General features: G+C 35.6%; 12 protein-coding genes. 3 read left to right on the top strand and 9 right to left on the bottom strand.

The window, feature by feature from the left end; all coding sequences use genetic code 11:
• Positions 1–19: 19 nt before the first annotated feature.
• Complete coding sequence (pepT, locus tag GSH73_RS09380) at positions 20–1,246, top strand: peptidase T (protein ID WP_014758269.1); 1,227 nt, start codon at positions 20–22, stop codon at positions 1,244–1,246.
• Between the two features lie 26 nt (positions 1,247–1,272).
• On the opposite strand, the gene GSH73_RS09385 is transcribed toward pepT, so the two are convergent.
• Genes GSH73_RS09385 through GSH73_RS09395 form a run of 3 tightly spaced genes read right to left on the bottom strand, consistent with a single transcriptional unit; the run spans position 1,273 to position 5,090 of the window.
• The gene (locus tag GSH73_RS09385; protein WP_014758268.1) at positions 1,273–2,046 is read right to left on the bottom strand and encodes an alpha/beta hydrolase; all 774 of its coding nucleotides are present in this window, start codon (positions 2,044–2,046) and stop codon (positions 1,273–1,275) included.
• Positions 2,047–2,082: 36 nt separating this feature from the next.
• Positions 2,083–2,751: a 4'-phosphopantetheinyl transferase family protein gene (locus GSH73_RS09390; protein ID WP_014758267.1), complete on the bottom strand. Its 669-nt coding sequence runs from the start codon at positions 2,749–2,751 to the stop codon at positions 2,083–2,085.
• Complete coding sequence (locus GSH73_RS09395) at positions 2,751–5,090, bottom strand: ATP-dependent DNA helicase (protein ID WP_014758266.1); 2,340 nt, start codon at positions 5,088–5,090, stop codon at positions 2,751–2,753. Before GSH73_RS09395 ends, GSH73_RS09390 begins: the two co-directional genes overlap by 1 nt.
• 113 nt (positions 5,091–5,203) lie before the next feature.
• Between GSH73_RS09395 and GSH73_RS09400 the strand changes: the two genes are divergently transcribed.
• Entirely contained in the window at positions 5,204–6,166 is a 963-nt protein-coding gene (locus tag GSH73_RS09400) for a small ribosomal subunit Rsm22 family protein (RefSeq protein ID WP_014758265.1), read from the top strand.
• A gap of 23 nt (positions 6,167–6,189) precedes the next feature.
• On the opposite strand, the gene GSH73_RS09405 is transcribed toward GSH73_RS09400, so the two are convergent.
• On the bottom strand, positions 6,190–7,089 hold the full coding sequence (locus GSH73_RS09405) for a DUF1848 domain-containing protein (protein WP_014758264.1): 900 nt from the start codon (positions 7,087–7,089) through the stop codon (positions 6,190–6,192).
• A gap of 316 nt (positions 7,090–7,405) precedes the next feature.
• On the opposite strand from GSH73_RS09405, the gene GSH73_RS09410 reads away from it, so the two are divergent.
• Positions 7,406–8,281, top strand: a complete 876-nt coding sequence (locus tag GSH73_RS09410) for a nitroreductase family protein (protein ID WP_014758263.1) — start codon at positions 7,406–7,408, stop codon at positions 8,279–8,281.
• A 248-nt stretch (positions 8,282–8,529) separates the two neighbouring features.
• On the opposite strand, the gene GSH73_RS09420 is transcribed toward GSH73_RS09410, so the two are convergent.
• The 5 genes from GSH73_RS09420 to GSH73_RS09440 all read right to left on the bottom strand — a co-directional run bounded on the left by GSH73_RS09420 (position 8,530) and on the right by GSH73_RS09440 (position 14,211).
• Positions 8,530–10,215: an SWIM zinc finger family protein gene (locus GSH73_RS09420; protein WP_014758262.1), complete on the bottom strand. Its 1,686-nt coding sequence runs from the start codon at positions 10,213–10,215 to the stop codon at positions 8,530–8,532.
• A 470-nt stretch (positions 10,216–10,685) separates the two neighbouring features.
• Positions 10,686–11,498, bottom strand: a complete 813-nt coding sequence (locus GSH73_RS09425) for an ABC transporter permease (protein ID WP_014758261.1) — start codon at positions 11,496–11,498, stop codon at positions 10,686–10,688.
• A 1-nt stretch (position 11,499) separates the two neighbouring features.
• Complete coding sequence (locus tag GSH73_RS09430; protein ID WP_014758260.1) at positions 11,500–12,459, bottom strand: daunorubicin resistance protein DrrA family ABC transporter ATP-binding protein; 960 nt, start codon at positions 12,457–12,459, stop codon at positions 11,500–11,502.
• A gap of 64 nt (positions 12,460–12,523) precedes the next feature.
• Positions 12,524–13,555, bottom strand: coding sequence for a HAMP domain-containing sensor histidine kinase (locus GSH73_RS09435; RefSeq protein ID WP_014758259.1), 1,032 nt, complete (start codon positions 13,553–13,555; stop codon positions 12,524–12,526).
• Positions 13,552–14,211, bottom strand: coding sequence for a response regulator transcription factor (locus tag GSH73_RS09440; protein ID WP_014758258.1), 660 nt, complete (start codon positions 14,209–14,211; stop codon positions 13,552–13,554). The genes GSH73_RS09435 and GSH73_RS09440 overlap by 4 nt, the downstream gene beginning before the upstream one ends.
• Positions 14,212–14,241: the final 30 nt, after the last annotated feature.

The raw sequence follows: 14,241 nt of genomic DNA on the forward strand, positions 1-14,241 counted from the left end.
TGTGAAAGAAGGGGTAACATTGGAAACTGCGGTTAAACGATTTTTAAAGTATGTAAAATATGAAACAACATCAGATGAAAATTCTTCGAAATGTCCCAGTACGGAAGGTCAAATTGCCTTTGCAAGAATCTTGTCTGACGAGCTGAAATCCATAGGACTTGAAGACGTGTCTGTTGATGAAAATGGTTATGTAATGGGCGCCATACCATCAAACATTGACAAAAATGTGCCTGTTGTGGGATTTATAGCTCACATGGATACAAGTCCTGATATGTCAGGAAAAAATGTAAATCCTCAGATTATAGAAAACTACGATGGGAAAGATATAATCCTAAATAGAGATCTTAATGTGGTTTTGTCGCCAAATGATTTCCCTGAATTAAAGCAATACATAGGAAAAACATTAATTACAACAGATGGTACAACACTATTAGGCGCCGATGATAAAGCAGGCATTGCAGAGATCGTCACAGCTTGCGAATATCTTATTTCGCACCCTGAAATAAAGCATGGCACGATTAAAATATGCTTTACACCAGATGAGGAAATTGGAAGAGGCGCCGATAAATTCAATATAGAGAAATTTGGAGCAGATTTTGCATATACAATCGATGGTGAAAACATTGGACAACTGGAGTACGAGAATTTTAACGCTGCTTCAGCCAAAATAACCATACACGGCAGAAATGTCCATCCAGGTATGGCAAAGGGTAAGATGAAAAACTCAGTGTTGATTGGGGTGGAACTTGCTTCCATGCTTCCACTTGAAGAAACGCCTGCCAACACAGAAGGATACGAAGGCTTTTATCATCTGACCAATTTTGAAGGAAATGTAGAAGAAACCCACATGCAATATATAATAAGGGATTTTGACAAAGAAAACTTCGAAAACCGAAAAAATTATCTGATAAATTTGATCGACAACTTAAATGAAAAATACGGCAAAGATACTGTTGAAATAGATTTAAAAGACCAATACTACAACATGAGAGAAATAATAGAAAAAGATATGAGAGTAGTGGATATAGCAGTAAAAGCCATGGAGCTTGCCGGCTTAAAACCTAATATATCCCCTATAAGAGGAGGAACAGATGGTGCAAGGCTTTCTTACATGGGACTTCCTACTCCCAATATCTTTACTGGCGGTCACAACTACCATGGCAAATACGAATACATACCTACTTTTGCTATCGAAAAAGCAGTTGAGGTAATACTTAATATTATAAATCTTATTGCAGAAGGATAATTTTAAAGGGCCAATAACTGGCCCTTTTACCTCAATTTTTCTTTCAAAAAAGACACTGATTCATCTATAGCTCTTTTCTGCCAATCAAGCCTATTGAACGTATGATCTGAACCATCAATAGATATTCTCTTGCCTTTTTCTTTGTAAACTGTCCTTAAAATTTCCTCCGATACAGTATATGGAACGGCTTCATCTTTAGTCCCATGAATTATAAGTACATCTTTGTCGTATCCCTTCGCTGACTGAAATATATCCGTCTTAATCATGTCAAACACAAAGTTTTGCCCTAACGCAAGTCCTCCTATGTCTACAAAGCCGTGTTGACTAAGCAGATTTCCAGCCTCGCTTTGCTGTTGAAGCTCAACTATGTCCCTCATGTTAAAAGCAGGAGCCCATAGGACTAATGATTTTACGATGTCTTTGTACTCTTTTGCGATTATGGCAGCTATCGCTCCACCCATGCTAAGTCCCAATATCCCTATATTATCAACATCTGTAGCCGGGTGATTTTTGACAAATTCTAAAATATGCCTTGCATCTTCTACTTCACCGCTAAATGTCATATCCATAAAATCGCCATCGCTTTCTCCAGAACCATAGAAGTCAAATCTGACGCTGCCAATGCCTGCCTTCTCCAGCTCTCTCGACAATTTCACAAATATGAAATGGGACTCGACTTTATTGCCGGTAAAACCATGAAATATGGCTACCATTGGCACTTTTCCGCTTGTACTATCAGGAATGTGCATCATGCCTCTCAATGTCTTAGCTCCATACGTAAGCTCAACAGATTTCTGCACAATATCACCTCTCTTTTTTCTAAATTATACCATATATTATATAAAATTAAAAATTTCATCAATGTTTACGACGTTAATTTCATTGCAAAACAAATTACTTTCAGCGCATACGGCCATCTTGTATTCATCATCCACGCAAAATTGCCTAAAATGATATTTGTTATCCTTCTCGCTTAAAAGCTTAATTTCATCTCCAATCTTTATTGTAAAAGAATTTAAAGGTATATGAAGGCCCATCCCCAATGCTTTTACATAGCTTTCCTTTAAAGTCCAAAGAGTAAAAAAGTAATCTATTTTATCAGAAGTTTTCATCATGTCTTCAAACTCATCCGGTGAAAAAAATCGTTTTGCCACGTTTAAGTTGACATCCCTGATTTTTTCAATGTCGATTCCAAGGTTTTTTCTATCAACGGCTACAGATACCCATTGGCATGAATGGGATATGCTGAAAAATATGCTTTTGTCTTTCAAAAAAGGCTTCCCATATTCGTTATTGCAAAATGCGATATCTATATTACTTAGTCCAAATTTCTCAATCAATATAATCCTAAGCATAACATCCGCCAAAAGCGTCCTTACAGCGTCTTCACGCTTTTTAATCTTGCTTACCCTTCGTCTCTTTTCTTCTGATGAAAAAGCTGATAGTTTTTCGTATTCATACTCATCAATATCCCTCGTTACCTTCACAGCATATATTTCTACCATTAAAAATTCCCCCAAAAGCTATCAAGATGAAAGCCTAAATTGCTTTTATTTACCTTTGTATATGGGAACCATTCTTTCGGAAATATCTTAATATAATTTTTGTGCAAAAACCTTTCATCTATAAGTAAAATTATACCTTTGTCTTCTTCAGTTCTTATGACACGCCCTGCTGACTGCATGACTTTATTGAAGCCTGGATAAAGGTAAGCATATTCATATCCCTGCCCGTATTTTCTCTCAAAATGCTCTCTAATTATATCCCTTTCAAGGCATATCTGCGGTATGCCTACACCAATTATTATAACACCTATCAAACGGTCTTTTGCTAAATCAATGCCTTCTGAAAAAGCACCACCTAACACGCAAAATGCCAAAACACCATTTCGACCGTCTTCAAACATGCGTAAAAAATCATCTTTCTCGTTTTCCATCATCGCGCTTTCCTGTTTAAGTAAATAGCCAATGCCTCTCTCCTTGTAAATGTCGTATACCATGTTTAAATATTCATAAGATGGAAAATACACAATATAATTCCCCTTTTTCTTTGATACAACTGTATGTATATATTCCACTATTTCCTCTGAAGTTTTTTCTCTGTCTTTGTACTTAGTAGACACATCGTTAGCAATAAGTATCATCCTGTTTTTAATATCAAACGGCGAATCAAGACGAAGCCCATAATCTTGTCGATTTCCACCTAATAAAGACATATAATACGCCATAGGAATAAGTGTAGCCGAAAAAAATACAGTGCTTCTTACTTTTTCAAGCGTTTCATTAAGCAGTTTAGAGGGATCTAAGCAAAATAATTTGACTTTTAAATCGTCAGCTTTTTTCTCAACATAAGTCGTATATGACTCATTGTACATATCAGAAACCTTAAGATACCTGATCACTTCAAAATACAGATCGGTGACAGCTTCTCCAGCAAACGGCTTTCTTTCATTTGAAAGAAACAATTCCGCTTCTCCTATAAATTGCTTTAAATATCCATTTAGATCACTAAATATCTCATCTGTCACAAAATAGCCTTTTTCACCACATCTTTTCTTCAATTTAAGAAATATTGAATTGATTTTTGACAACGACTTTTCAAGCTTGATGCTTTTACCTTTAATCTCTTTCTTTAAAGACAAAAAATCTTTTTTGAATAATTCTGCTGAAAACATCTCTCTCGATCTATCTACCAAATTGTGTGCTTCATCCACGAGAAGTGTAAAATCGGTTTTTTCCTGAAAGAACCTTTTAAGTCCCACATTTGGATCAAAGACGTAATTATAATCGCATATTATAACATCTGACCACAAAGATAAATCCAGTGAAAACTCAAATGGGCATACCATATGCTTTTTTGCGTACTCTTCAATTTTTGAACGATTAAAATTATCTTCATTCAAAAATATATCAACTAGCGCATCATTTATCCTATCAAAATGACCTTTTGCAAACATACATGCCTCAGGCCTACATTCGGTCTTTTCATTAAAACATATTTTCTCCTTAGCAGTTAAAACCAATGTTTTTGCTTTTAACCCTTTGGTTCTTAATGTGTTAAATGTTTCTTCTGCTACTGTTCTGGCTATCGTCTTAGCTGTAAGGTAAAATATCTTTGAAGTTAACCCTTTTTTCATCGCCTTTAATGACGGAAAAATTGTAGATATGGTTTTCCCTATCCCAGTTGGCGCTTCGGCAAACAGATTCTTTCCATTTTCAATCGCTTTGTAGACAGCTACCATAAGTTTCTTTTGACCTTTTCGAAAATCCTTGTATGGAAAATCCATCTTATCTATTGAACTGTTTCGTTCCCTTATCCAATTGTATAACATGCTTGCCCAATAATAGTACTTCTCTATAAGATCGTCAAAAAATATTTTTAACTCATCTAATGAATATGTATACCTTAAAAATTTCATATCGCCGTCATCGACTTGATAATACGTAAGTTGGATATCTATCATATTCAAACTATTTTGAATCGAATATATGTAGGCATAACATTTTGCTTGTGCTAAATGTAGAGGATTGTAGGCTTCATCTATTTCATCTATATTGGCGCTCGTAGTCTTTATTTCATCGATTGTCACATTGCCGTCATCTACAATGATGCCGTCTGCACGACCTTCTACAACAATAATAAACTCATCAAATTCTCTCTCGTATCTTAACGTTACTTCCTTTTTATAATTCTCACCTTTGGAACTCTGAATTTTTTTGTGTATCTTTGTGCCTTCTAATGCTCTTAAATTACTGCTGCCTAAAAATTCATCGTTTAAATCCCCGCACCTCAATATAAATTCAACCATGTCTCTGACTGAAATTTTTATCTTTTCTTTAACCATCGCATCAAGTCCTTTAACGCATCATAGAAAAATTTCTCGAATTGAATTATAACATAAATTCATTTAAGATGGTATAATATATTTGTAAATGCGCATAGAAAGGGCTGTTTTTAATGAACATACCAACAGAGCTTTTAAATGGAATCGAAGAAGAAGCAAGCAAGATACCTGTAAATAAATTGATTTCTTTGGTTTCTGACATTTCTAATCGATACAGAAATACTGATGAGAAACATATTTTATCTTACGAAGAAGCCATTGCATACGTTTCATACAGGATGCCTGCTACGTTCGAAGCCATCTACACAGTTTTGAAAGATGTAAAAGATATATGCGGTGATGATTTAAAACCAAAATCGATTTTAGATGTAGGGGCTGGACCAGGTACTGCAATATGGGCAGCAACTTCCATATGGAATGATTTAGATAAGATAACGCTTTTAGAGAGAAATATAAACATGATAAAAATCGGCAAAAAGCTGTCAGCAAACTCAAACAATAGATCTATTAAGAATTCTATTTGGATGGAAGCTGACTTAGAAAGTTTATCTGAACTGCCTAAACATGATATTGTAATTGCATCGTATTCAATCGGTGAGCTAAATGATGATGTACACGGTGAAATAATAAAAAAACTTTGGGAAAGCGCTAACGACATGCTGATAATCATAGAGCCGGGAACTAAGATTGGCTTTTCTAACATAAAAAGAGCACTGGAAATCTTAATGCCTCTTGGTGCCCATGTAATAGCGCCATGTCCACACGATAAAGAATGTCCAATAGATTTTGATGACTGGTGTCACTTTTCATCTCGTGTACAAAGAACAAACATACACAGAAAAGTCAAAAACGGCCAACTTTCATACGAAGATGAAAAATTCTCCTACATATGTGTATCAAAAAGCCCTTGCAACATGATAAAAAGCAGAATCATAAGACATCCGCAGATAAGGAAGGGCCACATAATACTGGATTTGTGCACAAAAGATGGCATCAAGAAAGTCACGGTCAAGAAAAGCGATGGAGATATTTACAAAAAAGCCAGAAATACAAAATGGGGTTCTATCTTTGAATGAGATTAGACATAATAACAAAATAGCTACCTGTTTCTTTCCGTTATTAAATCCTCATCTGTTATACTGCTGCACAATAATGGAGAATTAACATCGTATAAAGTCATATTGCCATTGACAACCCTACTGCTGTAGTTTGCATAGCAGTAGATGCACCCATGCAAGCACGTATCATAAGCTCCTATATCTACACTGGCAGCACAACCACATGCTTTTCTTTGATTCTTGTCTTTTTCATCCTTAATATCACGTCCAGAAATTTCCTTAATCAGATTAGGATCCACGCACCTGCCATGCTCTATTCCAAATTGAGATAAATCTATTTTTTCTGCACATGTTTCAATTTTAAGAGAATATGTTTCCGCAATTTCTCCAAGTCTTTTAGCTATCCTTATTTTATCTTCATCGCTAATCTCAAAAGCGCCTATCTTCTCAAGGCTTTTCTTTACTTTAGGGTAAAAATCCACAAAGCTTATGATACACTTTGATGTATAACCTTTAAGTTTCGATGCCAATACTTCAAAATATTTATAATGGTATTTCTCGCTAATAGCTTCAGCTATAATGATGGGATCGTACCTCCAAATTACTCTATTGGGCCCTATTTTATCTGATAATCTCTTAAATGTATCAATTATTTTTGATTTTTTCGGAACACCTTTTTCAACTTTATCATCGTAAGGATTCAATGTAAACTGAAAATAGAACGGATAATTGTCTATAATGTGAAGATTGCCGATCATATTTTCAGGATTTTTGCTCCAAAACACAAAGCAGTCAACAGCATCCAACGACAAGGAGACTTTGCTTATTTGATGATGATTAAAAGGGTTCCTTACTAAGACATAACCATCTTTAACTCTATTGTAAAACCAATCACTGTAAAAAGCCGGCACATCTGTCCTCCTGCTGACGCTTATTATCATATAGTATCCTTCCTTTTCGCAAATACAACTGTGATATGAAATCACATACTTCTTATGAAATTACATACAAATCAACACCCAAAACAGTTTTTTACCTCGTACAAGAATTATACTGTTCATTATATTCCTTTGTCAATTTAAAATATCTTCTCAAATCATGAAATCCATGTAATAAGTCAGTCTTTAAATAGTTATTTTTCTCATCAATCATTAGTTTATAAAAACTTATTAAAGAAAATACTTGACTTTAGGTTTAATATAATACTATAAAATAGTATAGCACTATGCGATAATTTTATTTTAGGAGGATCGCCAAATGGATGCAATCGAATTATTGAAAAATAGAAGAAGTTGCAGAAACTTTTCTGATGTCCCAATAGACGATAAAGTTTTGAACAACATTCTTGAGGTTGGTTTAAATGCTGCCAGCGGAGGAAATACTCAACCATGTACTATAATTAAGATAAGAGACAAAGATAGAAAATCAAAACTTAAAGATCTTCTTGGACAAAATTTTATCGAAAAATCTGATACTGTCTTAGTATTTCTTTTGGATTTTTACAAGCAAAAAAGATGGTGCGAAATAAATGCAGCGCCTTACGGGCGAAACAGATCTTTTTTAGAATTTATTATCTCATTAGAAGATGTAATGTGTGTTGCTCAAAGCATTGAATGTGCATGTACTTTAAAAGGTATAGGCAGTGTTTATTTAGGTACGCCAAATCTACGGTATGAGGAAATAAAAGAACTTTTAGAATTACCAGAACTTACTATACCCATTCTTGCTATGTGCCTCGGAAATATAAAAGGTACTCTGAATTCCAGAAAAAAGCTTCAAAAAGATGCAGTCGTTTTTTATGAGAAGTACAAGAAATTAAGCGATGAAGAAATTGAAAGATATTATGGAGAAAAATATCAAAACAGCAACACGTTCATCAATGACAAAAATAGCTATTTGATAGATGAACTTTACAATATCGCTTCAGCAGTTAGTGGAAAAGACTTTGCAGACAAAGTGAAAACAAATGTTGAAAAAAACGGCTACATAAATCCAGCACAAAAATTGTTTGGCTTTCATTACAACCCTATACAAATGATAGGTATGAATCAATGGATATGGAATTTTTTCAAAGAACAAGGCTTTGATTTTTTGGATGAAACATTTCACATTAATAGGCTGGATGTGAAATAATAATGATCCCCTTGGTCAAGAACCGGTAAATCCAGCATTGAATCATATACAGTATCATTTTCATAACGATAAAAAGTGTATATTGTCCACACTTAAGGTAACGATAGTTCGTCTCAATTTTAATAATAGAGACAATGGTGCTCCAATCAAGGGGAAATTTCATAAGATCTCTGAATCGTTTGGCAATTTTTATCAGCACATTCGTTGTAGCTGTAGGATTAACTAATTCCTCAAAGATGCATTCTTTGTTATTTTTTTATTTTTTTAATTTTATTTAGTTCGTCTACAAATGCTGGCTTATTTTTGTATAAAGCAATTAGCTTATCAACTATTTCCTCCATATTTTTATTGCCTGCTATCTTTTTATACTTTTTAACAACTTCACATACTTTTTTATACTCTTTTCTATTAGATGATGAATTTGCAACTGCCATTATATGCTTCTTATATACCTCAATCACCTCATCTTTAAATTTTTCTTGCAACATTTCGGCATATCCTTCTATGATACTTGGATTTTCTTTTACAAACTCCATTATCTCATCAAGATCTTTTTCTTCTACTATAAGCTTAAGATAAATATTCTTGCTGACCCATCCCTCATTCTTTTTTAATTCTTGTTTCAAGTTGTTGTAAAATTCTGTCTTATCACCCGTAATTAGTTCTTTAAGTTCATTGTAATATTCAAAGTTGCCTTCAAAAAGAAGTTCTTTGGCTAATTTTTTTTGTTCTTCTTTTAGGGAAAGTTTTTTATAGGCTTCATATCTTATTTTCTTCCATTTCAATGCTAATCCTGCATATTTTTTGTCTTTCTTTTCACCTTCTAAAGCTAATTCTATAACTTTATTAAAATTTTTTTCTTTCATGAACTTACTTATAAGTAACTCCCTAAATGAGGTATAATCTAAGTTTTTTTCTATAAATTCTAAAGCTTCTTCATCAGTGCCATAAGTGTCAATTATTTCAAACAATATTTGCAACATCTTCTCATTGCTGTATCTTTTATACTCATCACCTGAATTCATAGTAATAATAGACTTTATTTTCGCTATAAGCTCATTCCTTAGCTTTTCAACATCTGCAAATTCAATACATAGTCTAAGAAGATCAATTTTATAATCATTCCATTCGTCTAAAATTTCATTGTCAATTTGCGTAAGCAATTTATTAAATATCTCCTCTTTTAAATCATCATCTAAATAACTACCATCTGTTACTATATCTCCTATTAAGTCTATAGTTTCAGATACGAGGAAACCTATATCGCCATTGGAATCATCGGCGTATTGAAAAGCTCTTATAGACTCGTTAAGCAGAAGAAATGCAATATCCAGAGCTAATAATATATTATCGGTATTTCTTGATTTCCGCAATATATCTTCCATATCATTTACAAAGCTGTAAGTTTCTCTATACGATATAAAGCCTTCTCTGCCTGTATATTTTTTCACAATGGAATTAATAAGCTTTTTGCATTTTTCAAGTTCTTGTTCGTAACTACCTTTTGAATATCTTACAATGAGACTGTTTCTTAAAGCTTCATCATTTTCGGTTATATCCATTATTATTTTAATCAATTCTTTTTTAGAAAGATTATTTAGTACTTCTCTAATCGAAAACTGATTTATCGCATTTTTCTTTATATGTATTATATTGTTTTTGTTATTTATTATCTCAAATAGCTTAAAATATGCCGCCACTTGATGTTTACATATTGGTCCAAAATCATAGGGGCAATCACATTCTGAATAAATAATTTCTCCATCGTTATCTATCTTAACTATTACCTCATAATCATCACTTCCTTGTACTTGAAATACATATTCGTTATCTCCGCGTTTATAGACTTCAACTATATTGCCATTAATATAATAATCATACCCTCTATCTAAAATAGTTTTGTCAACATGATTTTCAAAATTGTTTATATTCACCTATAGTTCCTCGCTTTCTTTCTAAAATGGCAACTTAGTTTCATATTAAAAGGAATTTCTTAAAAAGAATTTCGCGATTTCAGGTTTAACAAGAACAAATATATTCGCTATCCTTTCTATATTAAAATGCCTTCTTTTATAGAATATTATATGCGATTGTATTGCATAATGCAATTTATAAGCAATATTATGTAAATAACATTTCTATTTAGTCATATTCGATATTCCCAACAGAAAATTTCAGTCCTGCTTTCTACATCAATGTAACACCAGACGACAAGCAAAAGCAAGAAGATTTACCTGATGTTTCGTCCAAGTCTCATCAATCCAATCATCTATTTCAACAGATGTCGGTATCCTTGAATTACGTCTTAACAGCACCACAGCTCGCCTGAAGACAAGCTATGGTGCTGTTCATTTGTATTTTTATTTGAATTATTCCACTTCATATGTTGCTCTCTTAAAAATCCTTACATGTTCCGATTATATGCCCACAGCGTAAGCGGTACAGATACTATGAAGATTGTAAAAGTACCTATTAGTGCAATCCAAAAATCCGTGCCGATTGTTCCATTTCCCAATATCTCTCGCACAGCCGTTATTGCTTTGGATACAGGATTGATATGTTCGGCAAAGTAGCGAACTACTTTAGGCATAGTTTTTGTTGGAACAAAGGCATTTGACAGAAACGTCAGTGGAAACATGATAAGCATTGCGTACATTGATGCAGATGATACAGATTTTGCCGTCAAAGCCACAAACGCAAACAGCCAACTTAAGCACCAACCGACAAACATCATAAATTCGATGGAAACTACAACCTTCAAAAAGCTTGGTCTATATCCGATAATTGCACCGACTGTGAACACAATCGCGCCCGCTATGGCATAGCGCAAGAGGTCAGCAGTCAGTACACCTGCAAGCGGTGATATCCTTGCTATAGGCATGGATTTGAAACGGTTGAATATGCTCTTATCAATGTCCTCCCTCAGTTGCGTGCCAGCATTGCCGGAGGATGTGATACAAGTCTGGATCAAAATTCCCGGAATAATAATCGGAAGATAGCTTTCGATGTTACCCGAAATCGCACCACCAAACAAATATGTGAACATTAACGTAAACAGTATCGGCATAAGCGTGACGTCCAAAAGGCTTTCAGGATTGTACACAGTTTTAAGAAGTGTCCTGTATGCAAAAGTAAGCATATTTTCAATAGCAGTATCAAAACTGATGCGGTTTTTTAATTCGCGTTCGTTAGCAGGAATAATAGTAGTGTCTTTCATACTAAACAACCTCCTTTGTGTCACCTGTGAGAGCAAGGAAAACTTCGTCAAGCGACGGTTCGCGGACATTTACAGCAGTTAAGCCGATTCCCATTTCTTTTAACTTAGTCAAAACATCCACAAGTTTGGCAGTGTCCGCAAGGGGTATGGTGATTTCCGCCGCTTCCGATATTTGTGTCTTGCCTCCAAGAACTTTTTCCACGATTTGAGCGGCTTTAGGAGCATAATCGGGATTTTTTACTGTTAATTGCAGACTTGAGGCACTTATGGAGCGTTTCAACCCAGTTGGAGTATCGTGAGCAACAACTTTGCCTTTATCGATAACAACAATATCGTCGGCAAGTTGGTCAGCTTCATCAAGATACTGTGTTGTCAGTAAAATGGTAGAGCCATTTTTGACGAGTGTTCGAATAGTCTGCCACATCTGTGCTCTTGTGCGGGGATCAAGCCCCGTCGTCGGCTCGTCAAGGAAAATAAGCGGCGGATTAGACAACAAGCTGACCGCAATATCAAGCCGTCGGCGCATACCACCGGAAAACATGGAAACTTTGCGGTTTGCCGCTTCTGTCAATGAAAACTCCTCCAACAATTCTTCGGCTTTGCGTTTTGCTTCAATGCGGGAAAAACCTAATAGACGAGCAAATATTTTTAAGTTCTCCATCGCTGTCAGACTTTCATCTAATGTGGCGTATTGCCCTGTCAAACCGATGAGTTGACGCACCTTTTGCACATCTTTCTTCACATCATATCCGAAAATTTTTGCTGTTCCCCCATCGGGCTTAATGAGCGTTGCAAGCATATTAATGGTGGTTGTCTTTCCAGCACCGTTAGGACCAAGTAGGCCACAGATTGTCCCGGTCCGAATTGTAAAACTTATTCCATCTACAGCTTTCTTTTTGTCAAACATCTTTACTAGTTTCACAACTTCGACTGCGTATTCACTATTTTTTACTTTGTCCATAAAAACACCTCCGTTTTTTCTTTACAGTCATATCTTATAACTGCCACTTAAACGGAGGTTAAACTCAAATTAAACGGATTGTAAACCGAGTACCTTTATTTTCTTCACTTTCCACATCAATCGAAAATCCATGCAGATCAATAATTTTTTTAACAAGTGCAAGTCCTAATCCATTCCCACCGAGTGAACGGTCACGAGCTTTGTCGGCTTTGTAGAACCGTTCAAAAATATGAGGCAAGTCTTCTTTTCTTATGCCGCAGCCTGTATCACTGATAGTAACTTTTTCATTACCTGCGGTGACTTTTATTGAGCCGCCATCAGGTGTAAATTTAATCGCGTTGTGCAAAAGATTAACCCATACTTGTAATAAAAGCTCCTCATCACCATCGATTGTTACTTTCTCTAAATCTGCCTCAAGCGTGATATTTTTCGCTGACCACTGCGGTTCAAGCATTAGTGCAACAGATTGAAGCTGCAAGTCAAGCCTATATTTGTGGATGTTTAGCGGTTTCTTTTCGCTATCAAGGATGGAGAGTTTCAATAGGTTATCGCTCAAACTTGAAAGTCTCTGGCTTTCTATTTCTATAATCTCTGCATATCGCCGGCGTTCCTCCGGCAGCAAATCATCGTTCTTAAGCATCGCAGCAAAACCTTTTATCGACGTAAGAGGCGACTGGATTTCGTGGCTGACGTTGCTGATAAAATCCTGTCGCATAGTTTCTATGGAGCCAAGGTTTTTAACCATTTCATTAAATGCATCCGCTATTTCCGAGTGCGGATCGTTAGGATTTGATTCAACAAATATGTTAAAATTTCCATGTGAAACTTGTTCAAAAGCGTCAAGCAAAATATCGTGTAGAAAATGTCCGGTATGCTTAAAGCGCTGCATCCGGATAAAGTTAATAAGCACGACAAACACACAAAAAAATATTAATCCGCCTATTCCCGATAACATCACCGTCGCAAATTCGGAAAGTTCTGCGTATCTAACGATAATATATGCCAGTGCTATAAACACACAGAAAGCAATAAAAAACGCCAAAAATCCAAAAACTACGCTGATTTTGCCGGGCTTTCTGCTTTCTCCATTATTCATACTGTCACCTCGATCTTATATCCAATGCCTCGTACGGTCGTGATTTTAAAGCCGTATTTCTCCTCTGGAAAGCGCTCGCGAAGCCGCCCAATATGAACATCAAGCGTCCGCTCGTTGCCGTCGAAATCATATCCCCAAATATCTTCTATCAACTTGTCTCTTGAAAATGTCCGGCCAGGGGAACTGGCCAATTTGAACAGCAATTCAAACTCTTTCATGGGAATAGTTTCACCATTTGCGCTAAATCCATTGCGGTCGATCGTCAACCTTCCAATTGTAATAATCTGAGACGATACAATTTTATAACGACGCAACAGCGCCTTGATGCGCATTAACAGTTCTTCGCCTTCGAATGGCTTTGTGAGATAATCGTCCACGCCTAGTTCAAAGCCTCTGGCCTTATCGGTTAAACTGCTCTTTGCTGTCAGCATAAGCACGGGTAAGTTTTCATAGTATTTGCGTATCTTCTCAACAAGTTGATATCCATCAATTTTTGGCATCATTATGTCGACGATGGCACAGTCACAACCGTTGATTTTTTCGAGCGCCTCCCGCCCGTCAGAGGCTTCAATAGCTTCAAATCCGCCGTTTTGCAATATTTTCCTCACCAGCTCCCTGATAAACGGGTCATCATCTACGATGAGAATTTTCGGCATCATTCACCACCTCGAATTTATTATATCTTT

The organism is Thermoanaerobacterium aotearoense (assembly GCF_009905255.1).
In the GTDB taxonomy this organism is placed as follows: domain Bacteria; phylum Bacillota; class Thermoanaerobacteria; order Thermoanaerobacterales; family Thermoanaerobacteraceae; genus Thermoanaerobacterium; species Thermoanaerobacterium aotearoense.

Bases quoted from the DNA above. Each gene is read 5' to 3' on its own strand.
- GSH73_RS09390 (WP_014758267.1), bottom strand. From the start codon at position 2,751: ATGGTAGAAATATATGCTGTGAAGGTAACGAGGGATATTGATGAGTAT.
- GSH73_RS09395 (WP_014758266.1), bottom strand. From the start codon at position 5,090: ATGGTTAAAGAAAAGATAAAAATTTCAGTCAGAGACATGGTTGAATTT.
- GSH73_RS09400 (WP_014758265.1), top strand. From the start codon at position 5,204: ATGAACATACCAACAGAGCTTTTAAATGGAATCGAAGAAGAAGCAAGC.
- GSH73_RS09405 (WP_014758264.1), bottom strand. From the start codon at position 7,089: ATGATAATAAGCGTCAGCAGGAGGACAGATGTGCCGGCTTTTTACAGT.
- GSH73_RS09410 (WP_014758263.1), top strand. From the start codon at position 7,406: ATGGATGCAATCGAATTATTGAAAAATAGAAGAAGTTGCAGAAACTTT.
- GSH73_RS09425 (WP_014758261.1), bottom strand. From the start codon at position 11,498: ATGAAAGACACTACTATTATTCCTGCTAACGAACGCGAATTAAAAAAC.
- GSH73_RS09430 (WP_014758260.1), bottom strand. From the start codon at position 12,459: ATGGACAAAGTAAAAAATAGTGAATACGCAGTCGAAGTTGTGAAACTA.
- GSH73_RS09435 (WP_014758259.1), bottom strand. From the start codon at position 13,555: ATGAATAATGGAGAAAGCAGAAAGCCCGGCAAAATCAGCGTAGTTTTT.
- GSH73_RS09440 (WP_014758258.1), bottom strand. From the start codon at position 14,211: ATGCCGAAAATTCTCATCGTAGATGATGACCCGTTTATCAGGGAGCTG.